A 17631-nucleotide genomic window follows, 5' to 3' on the forward strand; every position below is an offset into this window, starting at 1 on the left:
AGAAATTTTATGTTCTGTGAGACAAGAACTCACATACCACAGAAATGTCAACAGGTAAAGGAAGTTGTGCTTCCATTTGATCTTGTTCTGGAGACATTAAAAGTTCTCCTTTGAAGTTGCCTTTATCTAAAGAGATATAAGAAGGCAAAGAACTTTCGTCTTTATTTTCCAAAGATTCTTGAACAGACTGTAATTTTCTAGATTTTTCTTTTAAAGAAACTTGCATTCCTGGACGCAGGAAAAAGGATCTTCTATCTACTTTTTTCCCGTTTACCAGCACATGTCCATGAGCAACTAGTTGTTGCGCAGCAAAAATGGTTTTAGCAAATCCCATGCGGTAAACCATGTTATCGAGGCGGCATTCAAATCTTTCTAAAAACATTTTTGTGACGCTGCCCTGCTTGTGAACAACTTCTTTGAATGCTTTAACAAGCTGCTTTTCTAAAATCATGCCGTAGCAAGCTTTTAACTTTTGCTTTTCCTCAAGCTGAAGACCGTAGTCAGACTTTTTCTTTCTCTGCATACCGTGCTGACCTGGAGGATGGGGCTTTTTGAGCAGAGGGTTTCGGCTTCTTCCAAAAATATTCGCTCCAAAACGCCTTGCTATTCTATTTTTAGGGCCACAATATCGAGCCATGTATTTTAGTCCTTTATTTAGTCCTTAGAAATGATTCACGCGCCCTTAGTCTTTTCCAGATAAAGGTAGCAGCGCTATTTTCGGTATAACCTGGAAGATTTTCCTCGCCAACAAAGAAAAATAACTACTCACCTAGTTGACAAAATACCAAAGAGCATTTTAGTTCCAATCCTAATTTTCTACAATGGAATTATTTCCGAGAATATGCTAGGGTTTTTCTCATGAAAAAGAATTATTACGCTTTAGCTTATTATCACTTCACTCGTGTAGATAATCCTCAAGAGGAAATTGCGTTGCACAAGGAACTATTTAAAAAATTAGACGTTTCTTGCCGCATTTACATATCTGAACAGGGAATTAATGGCCAATTCAGTGGTTATCAACCCGACGCAGAATACTACATGAACTGGCTCAAACAGCGTCCCGGATTTTCAAATGTAAAATTTAAAATTCACCACATTGAAGAAAATATTTTTCCTCGTGCGACAGTAAAGTATCGAAAAGAGTTAGTGGCTCTTGGTTGTGATGTGGACTTGTCTAATCAAGGAAAGCATATTTCTCCAAAAGAATGGCATGAAAAACTGGAAGAGAATCGCTGTCTAGTTTTAGATGTAAGGAATAATTACGAATGGAAAATCGGACATTTTGAAAATGCTGTTCTTCCAGACATTCAAACTTTTCGTGAATTTCCTGAGTACGCAGAACAATTATCTAAAGAGCACGATCCAGAAACTACTCCCGTGATGATGTATTGCACTGGGGGCATACGTTGTGAGTTATATTCTTCTCTTCTTTTAGAAAAAGGTTTTAAAGAAGTGTATCAACTTGATGGTGGTGTTATAGCCTATGGTCAGGCTATGGGCACAGGGAAGTGGCGAGGAAAACTATTTGTATTTGATGATCGTTTAGCTGTGCCTATTGATGAGGCAGACACCGATGTTTCTCCCATTGCGCAATGTTCGCATTGTGAGGCTAGCTGCGATACTTATTACAACTGCGCCAATACAGACTGCAATAATTTATTCATCTGTTGTGAGGAGTGCATTCACTCTACAAAAGGATGTTGTTCTCAGGAATGCTCCCAAGCTCCTAGAATACGCTCTTTCTCTACATCGAGGGGAAACAAACCTTTCCGCCGCATGCACTTATGCGAAATCTCGGAAGAGCAAGAAAAACCCCTTAGCTGCTGTTTACGTTAAAAATAGAATGGCTGAACAACTAACTTTACCTTGAACTAGGCCTTTTCGGTCTGGTTCAGGGATAAATGGTATGTGATTTTTTTGCAGGATACTTTCTTATGTGATAAGAAAATATCTTTTACATTAATTCCTCGTTCCAGCAACACCCTAGAGAATATGTCTATACTCTCTTCTTTTCCCAAGCAAATCACGCATAAATCTGGCTGTTTTTTCAATAACACCTGTAAATTTTTAGCCTGTAAGACCGCCCAAGCTTCTTTTATACTTCGATCACTTGTTTCATTAAGATCGGAAATCACTGTAGGAACGCAGTAAGAGATTAATCTAGTTGTCCAACCAGGTTGCAGTCTTTGATCTAGAATCACCACGGTAGAGCGTACTGTTTTTGGCAACATTGCTAATACGCGTCGTACCTCTCGATAAGAGTGGGTGCGGACCATATAACAAACAGGAGCAATGGACTTAGGGAGTTTCAGGTAGCTCCCCAGTTGTTTTATTAACACAGCGCTGAGCACTAAACGATAGACCAACTCTTTCCAAATCCATAAAAGCCATAGGCCTATACCAAAAATGATGATTCCTATGTATAGGAAGCTCATCTCTGGAGGCAGACTCAATCCTGATCCTAAAATTCTTAAAATGCCCGCAGCAATTAATACCCCAACAAAATCTAAAAAATTATTTGCGGCCAAGATTTGTCCACGTTTATGTTCTGGACTCGCGTATTGTATATAGGCGTGTAGGGGCACTTGATACACTCCGCCTAAGAATCCCAAGAGAACTAGAAAGAACATCACCCCAGCTAAAGAACAAGAAACAGCATAGAGTCCCATAAAAGCAAGGCCCAGGCCTAAAGTCATGATGGGAACATAACCTAGCTTAATATCTTTTCCCGAGAGCCACCCCGTAATATAGGACCCAGCTCCGACTCCTAGAGCTACGAGAGGAAACAGGTAACCTCCGTAATGCTTGGGGTACCCCAATGTAAATTCTACAAAAGGAATTATCTCCACTTGTGTATAAGCTCCCACCAAGAGGAAGAGAGCCACAAGAAAAATAGATAGGGTTAGGTAGTACACATGACGAGTATCTTTAACGATCTCCCAAAGATCTTTAAAGCTTACATAAGTAATTTTTTGACTGCGATTTTTAATGTTGCTTGGGCGGATTCTCCAGGCAACAAAAGTACTTATAATAGAAGAAAAAACGCAGAATGATGTTGAAAATACGTAACAATTAATCGCTAGATTTTTAGTAAGATCAACGAGTAGAGGAGCACAGCATGACCCTAAAATACTCCCTGTATAAGTTACTGCGGTCATAACCCCATTAGCCTTAGACAAATAATCTAAAGGCAACATTTCTGGGAGAATTCCCATTTTTGCCGGACCAAAAATAGCCGTGTGACTAGCCATAAGAATCAAAACTATATAGCCACCAACAGCAGATTGTATGTAGAAAAAATACAAACCCAGGGAAGTACAGATAATTTCAATAAGACGCGTAACTAAGATAATGTTTCGTTTCTGGTATCTATCTGATAAACTTCCTGCCAAAGGTGCTAGTAAAAGAAACGGCAAAGCAAAGAACAAACTTACGTACGACAGTATCTTAGCATTCTCTGTCAAACTTTTCCCTTCTAGAAGGAAAAAGACTAAAAGAAACTTGTAGAGATTGTCATTTAATATCGTAAGAAAATGCGTTATTACTAAAGCACGAAAAGACTTTTTCTGTATTGATATATCCATGAACGCGACCAAGCATAGTCAGGCAATTTTTAGCAATTCCCCCATTCATCTATTAGCTAAACTTGCAGAAGATCTATTTTCTACTTATCAACAGCCATTTACTAAAAGATGGATTCTTGTTGCCAATACAGAAGTAGGGCATTGGCTACGTAGAGAACTGACTAATGCTACGAGTAACCATATTTTCATGGGGACGACCATTTTCTCTTCTTCTGACTCCCTTGTCAAACATTTATTCTCGGAAGTTTGTCACGAAAAACCTTTACTTCCTGACCATATAACACTTCCTTTATTTATACACGAGCTACTAAATAACACCCCCTCACCTGAGGGTATTTCTCAAAGCTCTCGTCTTTTTTCCGAGCCGTCTTATAGTTTAACCAAAAACCTAGCAACTGTTTTTAAAAAGTTTTTTACATTTTCGCAAACCCCATCGGAAAACAATCGTTATCATAAGCACCTATTTTCTCAGTTAGATAAGCATTTTATGCCCACAGAGAAGATCTTCTCTTCGATATTAGCATCTCTGAATTCTGAAAAACAAAATCGTTCTCTGCACATCTTTGGTTACTCCCACTTACCCAGTCATTTTGCGACGTTTTTCACAGAACTCAGCCAATTTTTCCCTGTATACTTTTATTGTTTTTCACCAAGTCGAGAATATTTCGGAGATTTATTATCGGATAAATCTATAGACTTCCTCTGGCGTCAACTTATCAATCAGCCGAACAGAGATGCTTGGCAACACTATGTTTTAGCAGATAGGCAAGCCTTGCTTGCCAATCTCTCTCATAAATCCCAAGCGTCTCAAAATTTCTTCTTAGACAAAGAGATTCACTATCACGAAGCTTTCATTGCACCTCAAGAAACCACATCTTTGGGGGTTGTGCAAAGCAATTTATTCCACCTACGCCCCAATGTCCCAGAAGACATTCTAGATAAAAAACAAACTATAACTATCAGCAAAGCTTTAAACCCCTCTAGAGAAGTACATGAAGTTTTTTTGAAAATCTCTATGCTATTACACAAAGGGATCCGTCCTGAAGAGATCTTTATTTTATCTTCTCGTTTAGAAAACTATACCGTGTTTTTAAAAGCGGTATTCCAACCACATCTACCCCTATACTTCACCAATAGCACATCATCACAAGCTGAAGATTTAAAAGAAAAAATTTTGCTCCTCTCATCGATTTTACAAACACAGGGCAATTTATACCGTCTGTTACAACTTCTCACCCACCCTCAATTACAAAACCCTATAGAGACAAGTAAAACCCCTTATCTTTTGAAAAGACTCTCTAGTGAGTGGGAAAAGCTGTACAAAGGCAATGGGACTCAGATACAAAGCTTAGGAGATAGTATTCTGGATGAATATCCCTTTGTTGAAGAACATGGAAAAGTCAGCCAAATAGAAGATTGGGAACGCATACTTCCCCTGCTCTATGATCTACAAAAATTTGTAAACATTTACACCTCTGATGCGGTTTTAACTTACGAAGAGCATTGTAACCACATTCTATCTTTCCTAGAGTCAACTTTTGTTTTATCTTCTGAGGAGCTATCCTTTATAGCTTCTCTTAGAAATTCGCTCTTCCCTGCTTTCTCGTCCTTAAAATGTTCTTTAACCTTTTTTACAGACTTCTGTTTGGATTTCTTCTCTCATTTTTGTGGGAACAGCCCTATTTATGATAAACCAGGGCCTTATGTGGGATCATTAGGAGATCTAAGTCTCATTCCTAAGGGATACACGTTTATTCTAGGAGCAAATAAACAAACTCCAACTATTGATTTACTAGATCTTGTTGACACAACAACCCAAGAAGAACTTGTGTTTTCTTCCTCGGAAGATGAAGAAAATTTCCATTTCCTTCAGACTATAGTTTCTACGAAACACGAACTCCATATTAGTTATCTATCTTCAGCTCATAATCCCGTTTTACCCTGTGCTTATGTGAATTATCTTCAGGATGCTCTAAATCTACCAACCACTCCTTTTCCCACAAAAGCTTATGCCTCATCATTATTTGCGGACCAAACTCTTGTTCATACCTCCCAGGAATACTACTACAAACTAGCGCAAGCGTTTTGTTCTACTAAAAAGCCTCTCCCTCTCCTATTTCAAACTCCCGATAGATCACCAAAGCTTCCCGCCCACTTGTCTGTTTCTCAAATTCTCAATGCAATTTTCTCTCCCCTAGATTTCTTTTTAAAATCTAATTATCATGTGTCTCTACGACCTCCTTCGACATTAGAAGCTCGAGAAAAGCTCTTTCCCACAAAAAAGCAAGTTATGCTTTTTTGGGAAAATCACCTCTCAAATACTTCTGAGAACATGTCAGATAATTATTTATCTTCTTTTTCCAAGGATATCTTTGCTTCCTATGATGAGATAATAGCAAAATGGCTCGAAAATGCTCGTTTGAATCCTCTCACAACCCCATATTCTGTAATTTTTTCTTCTTCTTTATTTCACGACCATCTTCTTGATCATGATCAGGTACTTCCTCCCGTTTCGATAACCCTGAATAAAGAAGACGTCTCCCTACACGGAAGATTTTCAGGCGTGTTCTCTAATGGTCTTTATCTGTGTTCTATTGATCCTGCAGCCAAAACAAAAAAGACCGAGAAGAAAACGAAATCTATCCCTGAAAACACCTTTGAACTGCAAAATCTGTTAAAAGCCTATATGGCAATAGCCATGTTACAACAGTCTCAGGTTCTTTCAGAAAACGCCATAATAAGAAATATCTTCTCTCAAGATGCCTTTGAGGATCTTCCTCTTCCTTTTTCTAATCCTCAAGCATACTTAAACCGGGTTCTTCAGGTATACCAGTTGATGAGAGATTATCCTATTCCTTTAATTTCTTCTGATTGTTGGAAATTTTTAGATAATTCTGAAAAGTTTCATGACGCTGTACACACAGCTATCGAGACTGATATGAACAATCCTTCTCTATCGATTTTTTGGAAATTTCACAATTGTGATTACCTAAATCAATTCTCTGTGAACGAAGAACAACGTTTAATGATACTTTCTTTGTTTAAGGACGCGCATGAAACCGTTTGATATTTTTAATCCTCAAACATCTATTCATGGAAAATATTTCTTGGAAGCCTCTGCGGGAACGGGAAAGACATTTACTATTGAGCAAATTATTTTACGTGCTCTTTTAGAAGGTTCTGTTACCCGCACTGAAAACATTCTTGCGGTGACATTTACAAATGCCGCAACCAACGAATTAAAACTTAGAATTCAAGATAATCTTAAACGCGCCTTATCTCAGCTAAAATCTTCTCTTTCAGATCCTTCTCAGCCACTTCCTCCCTACTTGCCTGAACCTTGCGATGTAAAGCAGCTTTACATGCAAATCCGCAATGCCCTAGCAACTATAGATCGCATGGCAATTTTTACTATTCATGGATTTTGTAATCACGTTTTACAGCTGCATTTTCCTGACATGCAAATAACTCAGAAAAATGCAGCTCTTACGCACTCACAATCTATTTTTCATCATATTCGAAAATACTTATCTCAAGATCTTTGGGAAAATGTTTTATTTCCTGAACAATTTTATCTACTAGCTGCGCGATATAACACTAACTCTAAACATACATCCTTTTTAACAGACAAACTACTTTCTAGTTATACATTACAAACTTTTGAGCATCTGCCCCCGAAGAGCTTTACCTTATCCTCATTACAAACTTGGCACAATTCTATTCGATCTAAAATTAGGGATATTCCTAAAGAAGAGTTCTTAGAGCAATTACAGAACTATGTACGTAGTTTTAAAAAACAGCCGTTTTCTATAGCGGAGGACCTACAGCTTTTTGTAAGGAGTTTATACGCAGTTGAAACATCCACGCAGTTATTGTCTTTTTCTAAAATAGCAGAAACTTTCCATCCTAAAAATCGTTTAGCACGTTATCAGCCTTGCCGAGCTTTTGGTTATATCGAAGAAACCTCATGGCTTCATAATACAGAACTATTTTGTAATGTAGATATCATCTTTAATACATTGCTTCACGATCTACAATCGTACTTAAAAAAGCACTATACGTGGTGGTTATCTCCTGATGAAAGCATTTTAGCTTTAGAAGAGCTTCTACTTTCTTCAAAAGCTGAAGAAATCATAGAAACTTTAAGAAAGCGCTTCCAATTAGTATTAATCGATGAATTCCAAGATACTGATAGGAAGCAATGGAATATTTTTTCAAAACTCTTTGCAAATGAGGAATTCTCCGGATCCCTATTTCTTATAGGAGATCCCAAACAATCTATCTATGAATGGAGAAACGCAGATCTTGCTACATATCTAAAGGCTAAATCGACTTTCCCTAAAACCTCCCAGCTCCACCTCATAAATAATTACCGCTCTATACCGAAACTTATGGAGGCTGTTAACTTCCTCTTCTGTAAATGTTCACCTTTTCTAGAGATTCCTGGTTATGAACCTATAGAATACCACCCTCTATCTCCTCAAAGTTCAGAGTCTTTTGAAAATACGCAGCACTCTCCTATACATTTTTTTTCTTATAATGATGTTGCTGACCAGGCTGCATGGATTTCTCAAACAGCTTCTTATTTACAATCTACCTACGCAATTCCCTTGGGGCGCATGGCGATTTTAGTCTCAGACTCAGCGCAAGCTTTCGATCTCATCGCCCATTGCAGCATCCCCGTATCATTTTCTAAGAATAAGTCGATATTTCATCTTACAGAAACCTATCTGCTAACCTTAGCTTGGCTAGAGGCTATTCTCCATCCAGAAAGTTATGAGAAAATACAAAGAGTATTATTAAGCAGCCTATTTAGACATAATCTTCCCGAAGTTATAGAGAAGAAAGAGTTCTACTCTACTTATTTTTTCTCTCTACGCAGCTACATCTTTGATCACGGGCTCTTAGCTACCTTTTATCATTTTATGACTCTTCAAGGAGAAGCATTATTAAAAACTCCACAAGGAGATCTTACCTTCCAAGAAATGGAAAGTCTCTGTGCTTATTTAGGAACCATTTCTTCACACCCTCAACATCAGCTCCTCTATTTGCAATATTTCTCTGAAACAGGACGTTGGGAAGAAAGCTTATCTTTTTCTTCTTATTCTGAAGATTCGGAAATATTAAAAATCACCACCATTCACGCATCTAAGGGATTAGAATACGATGTTGTTTTTTGCTCAGGATTAGATAAATCCAAGAAAAACAAAAGTGCGTCAGAATGGATTAGAGAAATGTATGTCGCCTGTACACGCGCAAAAAAACAACTATTTATTCCCATCCAAAATACTTCAAGCTCACGACGCAATACTGCTCTGACTAATTATGTAAAACAAGAAGGGGTGTATAAATCTACTTCTGATTTAGCAGAAAGCTTATCAAAGGAACACCCGTTGCTTTTTTCTTTATCCAATACAAATGGGGTAGCGTCATCTGCTAGTCCTGCATATAAAATTACCCCGCCATTAGTATTTGATTTATCTCCGAGCCCCTCTAAACAAATTTTCTCTTTTTCCTCAGTAAAATTGCTATTAGACAGAGAGGGTTCTTTAGAAAATGACGTAGCAGAACCTGAGAGATCTTTAGAACTTCCTAGAGGAAGAAAAACGGGAATTCTTATTCACAAAATTCTAGAGAATATGGCTCCTAATTTTAAGATTCCTCCTTCTAAAATCCTCACGACAGTAGCGCACTTCGTTAAAAACACCCATTTAGAGGGCTATGAAGAAACTATCGCTCAAAAACTCTTTGCAACGTTTTCCTCTCCACTATCTTTTACTACGGGAACGTTTGCTTTAACGGATGTCGTTCCCGACAAGATAGTCTGTGAAGAATCCTTCCTATTTTCTCACAAAGACCAGTTATGGCAAGGTGCGCTCGACTTATTTTTCGAGCACAAGAATAGATATTACATTATAGATTGGAAAACCTCATTCTTAGGAGAAACAGCCTCAGCATACTCTCAGGAAAATCTCCTAAACTACATAAAAGAACAAAATCTCGATTATCAGGGAGCGATTTACACACACGCGGCACAACGTTTTCTTCAACAATTTGATATTAGCGACGATGTCGAAATAGGATTTGTTTTTATCCGGGGTATAGACTCTAGAGGAAATGGCTTCTTAAGCTTACCAAGTCAGAAACTATTTAATCCCACAATAAACCAAAAATATCCGGCCTATCATTAGGATTAAACTCCATAACAGGAAGAATCAAAACAGAAGATAGATTTGTTAAGTCCGAAGCCAAAGATTTTGCTTCTATTTTGTAAGAACAAGCTCCCTCTCTTGGAGGGCAAACTTTGGTAATCTCGGCAACATATAATCCTGGGGGGAAAACGCCATCTAATCCGGTTGTGATTAAAATATCCCCGGTACGCAGGCTTTTACCATCCGAAAAACAAAATCCCTCCCCATGTAAAACTAGAGTTTCATCTTTCCATAAAGGCCCACCATTTCCTGATAAAGTACCGCGTAAAAGCAGAGAATTTTCTTCGTTACATTGTATAGACGAATAAATCTCTTCTAGTTGATCAACTTTTTCATATTTATCTTTTTCAAGAATGTAGGTATCAGGGAGACGTTCTAAGTTCTTACTAAGGTCGTGAATCTGATCTTTGACTAATCGAGCTTGTATTCCTCCACGCACAGCTATTACCGAAGGTTGCATACCTACATCAGTAATCAAACGTATCCGGGATTGTTGTTCTCCCACATAATCTACAAGACCTACAAGAACTTTTCCAGATAACACTGGAGAGTTTTTCTGTATTTTTTGTTCCTTTCCTACGTTTACCCAACAAGAACTTCCCCAATGCGAGGGATCGCGGTAAATTACGCGACTAGCTATTAATTTGCGAAAATAAGGAGATAAGATTTCTGAAAATACTGAGGGTGTGTAGTTAGCAGCCTCATAAGCCTGTAGACGCTCTTCTAATACGGCAATACGATCTTTTAAAATGATGTTTTCGATATTTTGAATAGCATCATCTAGGGGAGATACCTCTGTATGTTTACAAAAAATACGCGTATACACAGCTATGAAACGCTTTTGGATATTTTCATAAAAAGGTCTTGGCAAACTCCAACACAAAACAATAATTAATGAAATGACTAAATAGACATACAACCTGTGCTTTTTATGTCGACGATAAACAACAGGACCTGTTGTTTTTATCGCGGAACGGCGTCCCTCAGGCTTTTTCATTGTACTCATTTTTCTTTGTGCTTTCGTTTTAACTCAAGATTAAACACCACTCTATCTCAACACATTTAGAGAGCATAATTAGTCAGTGTTTTACTCTTAATTTCATGATACTAACAGGTAAAATAAAACATAATTAAAACTTCAATGAGATAAGAATTAAAAACACGCGCAGACGCCTATCTGCGCTTATAATGATCTTTTTTAATTGAAATAAAGAAGGTATTGGATAGGGAGAAAAATGAAAACTTACCCTATCTAATTAAGAAATTAGGATATTTGATATGCTTCAGAGAAACTCTGAACAACATAGTCTATGTTTTCATCCGTAATTCCATTTAAATTGAATCTAGCCCCACTGGTTGTGTAGATTCCCTTCTCTAATCGTAAAAAAAGCACTTGTTCTGAAGAAAATCCTGGGTATCCGAAAAACCCTTTCTGCGACAGAATAAAGTCAAAAGAGTGGCCAATATGATTTCTCATAGCTTGAACAAACCGAACTCGCGCTTTTCCTAAAGAACTACGAATAGAATCCAATTCCGATAACCACTCTTCCTTCAAGGAAGTATCCGATAAGATCGTAGAAACAATTTTTGCGCCGTGTCGAGGAGGCGAGGAATATTCACCACGAATTTTTTCTTCCAAGCAACTAGAAATTTTATCTAAATCATCCTTAACTTTGCTGTAGGCGGAAAAATAACCTACTCGCTCTCCGTAAAGAGAAAAGTTCTTACTGGCACAAGCGGCAACAAAAACTGCGTTCCCTGAATCTATAAAAATCTCTATAGGCTTTCTATCAGCCTCGACACCGTGGCCAAAACCCAAATACGCGGTATCAAAAAAAGGCAAAAGATGATGCTCTTTCATCAATTCCGCCAGACGCGTCCACATGTTCTCATCGAGATCCATTCCTGTGGGATTATGACAACAACATTGTAGAAGAACTAAAGAGTGTTTTGGAGCAGCTTTCAATACAGAAAGCATCTCATCAAAAACTAATGTCTTACTTTCTGAACTGTAGTAAGGATATTTCAGAATTTCCAAACCTTGTTGAGAAAATATTCTCACATGGTTTCCCCATGTCTGTTCTGGAATATATACTTTTCCAGAAGGATAAGCCATAGAGAAAATCTTAGCCCCCAAATGCAAGGCTCCGCTTCCTCCCAATGCTTGAACACCAACAACAAAACTTGAATTTACATTATGACCAAAAACAAGCTTTTCCATTTCTTGGTTAAAAGAAGATAGCCCACTAATGGGTAGATATCCCTTGTTCATCTCGTCTTCTAAAAATAGAAATTGTGCCTTACGGACACAAGAAAAACCACCGCAAGCCTTGTTAGGATCTACATAAGAACCGATAACAAGATTTACTTTTTCCTTTCGCTCATCTTCTAAAAATAGTTTTTGCAAACCCAAAATAGAATCTGGAGCAAACATAGGCAATTGATTAAAAAAACTCATCTAAAGAAAATCCTTCGTCGTATAACAAAGATTGATTCTAAACCCTATCTCGTGATAGATTTACCTACTTGGGGTATTAGCTCAATTGGTAGAGCGCAACAATGGCATTGTTGAGGTCAGCGGTTCGATTCCGCTATACTCCACTTCTTTAAGCATCCCAAATAGATTGTATTCGGCTAATCTTATATTTCTTTCCTTGAAACTGTAAGCTAGCTCCAACGCTCTTATCGAGCATTTCTTGAGCGAGTTTAGATTTTAAAGATAGAATATAGTTATCTGGATCGGCATCCCAAGGACCGAGGATGGAGTATGTTATAAGACTGCCTTTTTCATCTTCTAGTGAAACCTTACAACCCACACCAACCTTATCAGTAAAAACAACATCCTTAGTCAATATTCTAGCTCGATTTACTTCTTCGGAAAGCACACGAATTTCCTCTTGTAAACGAGCTCGCTTCTCTAAAGCAAATTTATACTCTGAGTTTTCCCTAAGGTCTCCTAAGGCCCTTGCGTCCTCTATTTCTTTAGCATTCTCCACCATCTCTTTACCAACAAGAGATTGCAGCTTGTTTTTCATTTTGGTAAAGCTTTCCGGAGTTGTCCAAAGAATGTCTTCCTCTACACTAACCGTATTTTTCTTCAAATCAGGATGAACGACTTCCGCAAGGCTTTGTAAAACACTAAGATCGCTGGAGGAAAACTGACTGCATTTCGTGGAGAGCAATAAAATTTCTTTTAAATATGATAAAGAAGCTCCTTCTATCATATTTCGGATAGCTAAATAGCGCTGACTGACCAAGAAATTGTAAATCTTCTTTCCCAATTCCTTTTGTGGTGTCGAGGCAACATGATACATAAACACCATAGCAGCTTCTAAAAATAACCTTTCGACCTCTTTATCCTTTGGGTCAAAAATACCGTCATCATGAGATCCTAGTTTTAAGAAAAACCAAGTAAAAACTTCAGGATACATCATAGGCTGTTCAGCACATTCAAGAAGCTTTTTCTCAATTTTTTTACGATAAGAATCCTCTCCTTTAAACACCTTAAAAGTCTGTTCCCTAAGAGATGGAGACGTTGTAGAAAGAAAGATTTTCATAAAGACATTTTCCCAAACAGGAGAATGCTTCTTTATTAACATTAAGAAAGACTTCTGCAAGGCTACTATAGTAAAGCTATTAACAATGGAGACGATGTCTTCTTCAGAAAGAGAGGATAAGAATTTGCTATCTAATCTACTGCTTTTCTCTCCTAAAAACTCAGAAAGCAACAAATCTCTTTGGATTTCCAAGGGCTGATTATCTTCAATAGGAAGAGTTTGCAAAGCTTTTAAGATAATTTCTTTATTTTCGGTTTTTTTTAACTCGCTATGCAGGTCTCGAATAAACTGATAAATCTCAACTATCTTTTCGGGAGTATTTTCGATTTGAGAAAGTCGCGTTTCTAATTGAGAAATTAAAGAATCTCCTCTGGAATTATATCTATAAGGATCTTTTATGTTCTTTGGAGCTACTATGCTGGTGTTTTTCTTGATCTTGCTCTTAGTGGATTGCCACCAACGATTCCACTCTGCTTCGGGAATAACCAAATCTACAAGCTCATCTTTTATCTCTTTAGCAGTCTTGGGTCCTAAATCCTTAAGAAGGACTTCTATAACCTCTGATGGGTGCTCCTTAGCATACGCTTCAAACCCATCCGGATCACCAAATCTTCGAGATAAAAAATGATCCTTATCTAAAGGAATCAAACTCTTAAAAGCTGTTTCAAAGGAGATATCTTTAGCCATCATAACTCCTTCGAATTCTATGAGAACTTTCTGTTGAAGAAAGGACACGTTCATAACCTCCCCAACTCCCCATCCTCCGGGATGGAAAACAAAATTCCCCTCATGCAAATGCATTAAAAAATCAAAACGACTTAAACTATACTGAAACTCACGACCATCACGAAGACCGACAACTCTTAAAGCCTCATTAAAATTCTCTCGACCTTGATACTTCCTGTTTACATAGTCGATAGCAGCCTCATAAAACTGCTTAGCATTAGTATTTTGTATGTCTAAAACTAACTGAAGAACCTGATCCTTTTCTTTTCCTTCAGGTATCCTTTCCCACAAAGGAAGAACTGTATCTGCTATTTTTCCAAACAAAGGAGCTAAGGATGAATGCTTTACTTTCTCCAAAATCTGGACAAGCTCTGCCCCTCGCACCACATCGTTAAAACAATACTCTTCCCACAAGTTAAAGAAACTTGAGGGCTGCTCTTCGTCTATTAAGACTTGCAACTTTTCTAGATAATCCACGATGTCTCCCGTTTTTAACGGGAAATATACGCTTAACTATAAAAAAGAGCAATATCACAATACAAAATAATAATTTTTGTTTTATAATAAATCAAAATTCACGGTGTATTAATGAATAGTAATTCTGCAAAAAAAATAATAGATTCTATAAAACAAATACTTACTCTTTATAATATAGACTTCGATCCCTCTTTTGATTCTGCCTTATCTTCTGACACTGAAGTGGATTACGAATATTTGATGGAAAAAACCCAAGAAAAAATCCAGGAATTAGACAGACGGTCTCAAGAAATCCTTCAACAAACAGGGATGACCAAAGAACAAATGGAAGTTTTTGCTAATAATCCTGATAACTTTTCTCCAGAGGAATGGTTAGCCCTAGAAAGCATTAGATCTTCATGCGATGAATATAAAAAAGAGACTGAAGCTCTAATTAATGAAGTTACTAAGGACTTAGGAGAAGAAACTCCCGCTCCCGTTTCTAGTAAAAAAACAAAAACAACTTCCACGAAAAAAAATAAGAAAAAAAACTGGATTCCCTTATAAAAACGCCTATAATCCCTGAAGTATGAAAATAGCGATTACTCGGGGTTTAGATTTATCTTTGCAAGGGTCTCCTAAGGAGTCTGGGTTTTTAAAAAGGGTAGACCCGTCTCTAGTTTCCGTGGACCTGCGCCCTTATTCTGCCTTAGCTTTAAAGTTAAAGGTGGAGCAGGGAGACGTTATTTCCTCAGGTTCTCCCGTTGCGGAATACAAAAACTTCCCTGGAGTTTTCATCACATCTCCTGTTTCCGGAATTGTAAAGGAAATACGTAGAGGAGAAAAACGATCCCTCCTAGATGTTGTTATCAAAAAAACTCCAGGACAAAACCTAACAGAGTATTCTTACGACTTAGCTAAGTTATCTCAACAAGAATTGTTGGATATCTTTAAGAAAGAAGGGCTTTTTGCCCTTTTTAAACAACGTCCTTTTGACATCCCTGCTCTTCCAACGCAGACTCCTAGAGATGTCTTTATTAACTTAGCGGATAACCGTCCTTTCACCCCATCTACAGAAAAACATCTCGCCGTCTTTTCTTCCAGAGAAGAAGGTCTTTATGTTTTTAACGTTGGGGTTCGCGCTATAGCGAAACTCTTTGGCTTATGTCCCCATGTTGTTTCTACTGATAGAGTAGCTATTCCTGAAAAAGACTTAAAATCTATAGCTCATATACACAAAATCACTGGGCCCTATCCTTCAGGATCACCCTCGACACACATTCACTACATAGCTCCTATTACTTGTGAAAAAGATATAGTTTTTACTATCTCTTTCCATGAGGTTTTAACCATAGGCCATCTCTTCTTAAAAGGAAGAATTCTAAATGAACAAGTCGTTGCTCTAGCGGGATCAGGATTAAAACCTTCCCTAAGACGTTATGTTATCACCACTAAAGGAGCAGATTTCCAAAGTTTGCTTCCTTTGGAAGATATCTCTTCGGAAAACGTATCTTTGATTTCTGGAGATCCTTTAACTGGAAGACTTTGCGACAAAGAAAGCCTTCCTTGTCTGGGTATGAGAGATACAACAATCTCTGTCATTCCCAACCCAAAAACACGACAAGCCTTCAACTTTCTAAGATTAGGAATTAATAAACCCACCCGCACAAGAACCTATCTTTCTGGATTCTTAAAAAGAAAACATACCTATATGGATCCAGATACAAATCTCCACGGGGAAATACGACCCATCATAGATACAGAAATTTATGATAAGGTCATGCCAATGAAGATCCCTGTTGTTCCTCTAATTAAAGCTGTGATTACTAAGGATTTTGAGTTGGCTTGCAAGCTTGGATTTTTGGAAGTTTGTCCCGAAGATTTTGCTCTCCCCACCTTCATAGATCCATCGAAAACAGAAATGTTAACAATTATCAAAGAATCTCTAAAACAATACGCTAAAGAAACTGGTATCTTGAATCCAGAACATGAAGAAACAGAGTAAAGTTCTTCGAAGAACCTATATTCTTGCCGAAGCTATCATCTCTAAAATTAACGGAGTTGCATAAGAAATAATCATATCAGCTCCTGCTCGTTTTATAGAGATTAAAGACTCCACAAACATAGCTTCCTTGTCTAACCATCCTAGTTTAGAAGCTGCTGAAATCATAGCGTATTCCCCGCTCACTTGGTATGCAGCTAAAGGCAAAGTTGTTCTACTTCTTACTCGATGTAAAACATCAAGATATAACCCTGCAGGTTTTATCATTAACATATCCGCACCTTCCTGCTCATCTAAAGAACATTCTAGTAGTGCTTCTAAAACATTTTTCGGGTTCATCTGGTAATTGCGTTTATCCCCAAATTGTAAATGAGATCCTAGAGCATCTCGAAAAGGATGATAAAGAGAAGAGGCATACTTAACACTATAAGAAAGAATTAAAGTCTTAGTCCACCCGGATTGATCTAACTTGGAGCGGATATGACCTACTCTTCCATCCATCATATCACTAGGAGCAACAATATCGGCTCCCATTTCTGCATGCAAAGTCGCTATATTTCCGAGTATGCGCACACTTTCATCATTTAATACTTCTCCCCGATCAACAATACCATCATGACCATGAGTTGTATAAGGATCTAAAGCAATATCACTAATCACACATAAGTCAGGAAAAAATTTTTTAATCTCGTAAATACTCTTACACAGAACATTTTTAGGATTAGAGGAATATGAACCATAAGCATCTTTAAGATGACTGGGGATAATCGGGAAAAGAATCACTGCTCGTAATCCTAAAGAGCACAATCTTTCAATCTCTTTTAAAAGTAGATCTACACTCCACCTATATACGCCTGTAAGACTTTCTATTTCCTCGCGTATGTTTTTCCCATCTTTAACAAAGAAAGGACTGATAAAATCTTGAGGTAACAAAGATGTTTCAGCTACTAGGTCTCGGATTGCCGCGGTTCTTCTATTTCTACGAGGACGTCGATGTAGTGCCAATGAACTCATTATTTACATTCCTTCAACAATTTCCACAGTCTGAAAAAAAGATAGAGTATTTATATAAATATTACTTCTTCTTCTTTTAA

At 37.6% G+C, this 17631-nt stretch carries 11 protein-coding genes and 1 tRNA gene; 6 read left to right on the top strand and 6 right to left on the bottom strand.

Translation table 11 applies throughout. The features are described 5' to 3' along the window. Positions 1-7: 7 nt before the first annotated feature. Positions 8-637, bottom strand: a complete 630-nt coding sequence (gene rpsD, locus CF_RS05010) for a 30S ribosomal protein S4 (RefSeq protein WP_011458540.1) — start codon at positions 635-637, stop codon at positions 8-10. 221 nt (positions 638-858) lie between these two features. Between rpsD and CF_RS05015 the strand changes: the two genes are divergently transcribed. Then, a complete protein-coding gene (locus CF_RS05015) occupies positions 859-1836 on the top strand; it encodes a rhodanese-related sulfurtransferase (protein WP_011458541.1) in 978 nt (325 codons plus the stop codon). A gap of 35 nt (positions 1837-1871) precedes the next feature. Here the strand turns inward: CF_RS05015 and CF_RS05020 are convergent, their stop codons facing one another. Beyond that, on the bottom strand, positions 1872-3584 hold the full coding sequence (locus CF_RS05020; protein ID WP_011458542.1) for an MFS transporter: 1713 nt from the start codon (positions 3582-3584) through the stop codon (positions 1872-1874). Here CF_RS05020 and CF_RS05025 point away from each other — a divergent pair. Together CF_RS05025 and recB are read left to right on the top strand one after the other, a co-directional pair. Then, entirely contained in the window at positions 3583-6651 is a 3069-nt protein-coding gene (locus CF_RS05025) for an exodeoxyribonuclease V subunit gamma (protein WP_011458543.1), read from the top strand. The two genes, CF_RS05020 and CF_RS05025, sit on opposite strands and share 2 nt — an antisense overlap. Further along, positions 6638-9775, top strand: a complete 3138-nt coding sequence (gene recB / locus CF_RS05030) for an exodeoxyribonuclease V subunit beta (protein ID WP_011458544.1) — start codon at positions 6638-6640, stop codon at positions 9773-9775. Before CF_RS05025 ends, recB begins: the two co-directional genes overlap by 14 nt. On the opposite strand, the gene CF_RS05035 is transcribed toward recB, so the two are convergent. After that, positions 9735-10802 carry a rod shape-determining protein MreC gene (locus tag CF_RS05035; RefSeq protein WP_011458545.1) on the bottom strand — a complete coding sequence of 356 codons (1068 nt, stop codon included), beginning with the start codon at positions 10800-10802 and terminating at the stop codon, positions 9735-9737. The two genes, recB and CF_RS05035, sit on opposite strands and share 41 nt — an antisense overlap. A 258-nt stretch (positions 10803-11060) precedes the next feature. Further along, on the bottom strand, positions 11061-12254 hold the full coding sequence (locus tag CF_RS05040) for an amino acid aminotransferase (protein WP_011458546.1): 1194 nt from the start codon (positions 12252-12254) through the stop codon (positions 11061-11063). Positions 12255-12324: 70 nt separating this feature from the next. Between CF_RS05040 and CF_RS05045 the strand changes: the two genes are divergently transcribed. Next, positions 12325-12397: transfer RNA gene (locus CF_RS05045), tRNA-Ala, on the top strand. Positions 12398-12402: 5 nt separating this feature from the next. Here CF_RS05045 and CF_RS05050 read toward each other — a convergent pair. After that, positions 12403-14556 (bottom strand): GreA/GreB family elongation factor, encoded by a 2154-nt coding sequence (locus CF_RS05050; RefSeq protein ID WP_011458547.1) that lies wholly within the window; start codon positions 14554-14556, stop codon positions 12403-12405. Between the two features lie 111 nt (positions 14557-14667). On the opposite strand from CF_RS05050, the gene CF_RS05055 reads away from it, so the two are divergent. After that, positions 14668-15102, top strand: a complete 435-nt coding sequence (locus CF_RS05055; protein WP_011458548.1) for a hypothetical protein — start codon at positions 14668-14670, stop codon at positions 15100-15102. A gap of 22 nt (positions 15103-15124) precedes the next feature. Continuing rightward, complete coding sequence (locus CF_RS05060; protein ID WP_011458549.1) at positions 15125-16540, top strand: Na(+)-translocating NADH-quinone reductase subunit A; 1416 nt, start codon at positions 15125-15127, stop codon at positions 16538-16540. 15 nt (positions 16541-16555) lie between these two features. Here the strand turns inward: CF_RS05060 and hemB are convergent, their stop codons facing one another. Further along, complete coding sequence (gene hemB / locus CF_RS05065) at positions 16556-17551, bottom strand: porphobilinogen synthase (RefSeq protein WP_011458550.1); 996 nt, start codon at positions 17549-17551, stop codon at positions 16556-16558. Positions 17552-17631: the final 80 nt, after the last annotated feature.

Origin of the sequence: Chlamydia felis Fe/C-56, from assembly GCF_000009945.1 — a bacterium.
GTDB classification, from domain to species: Bacteria; Chlamydiota; Chlamydiia; order Chlamydiales; family Chlamydiaceae; genus Chlamydia; species Chlamydia felis.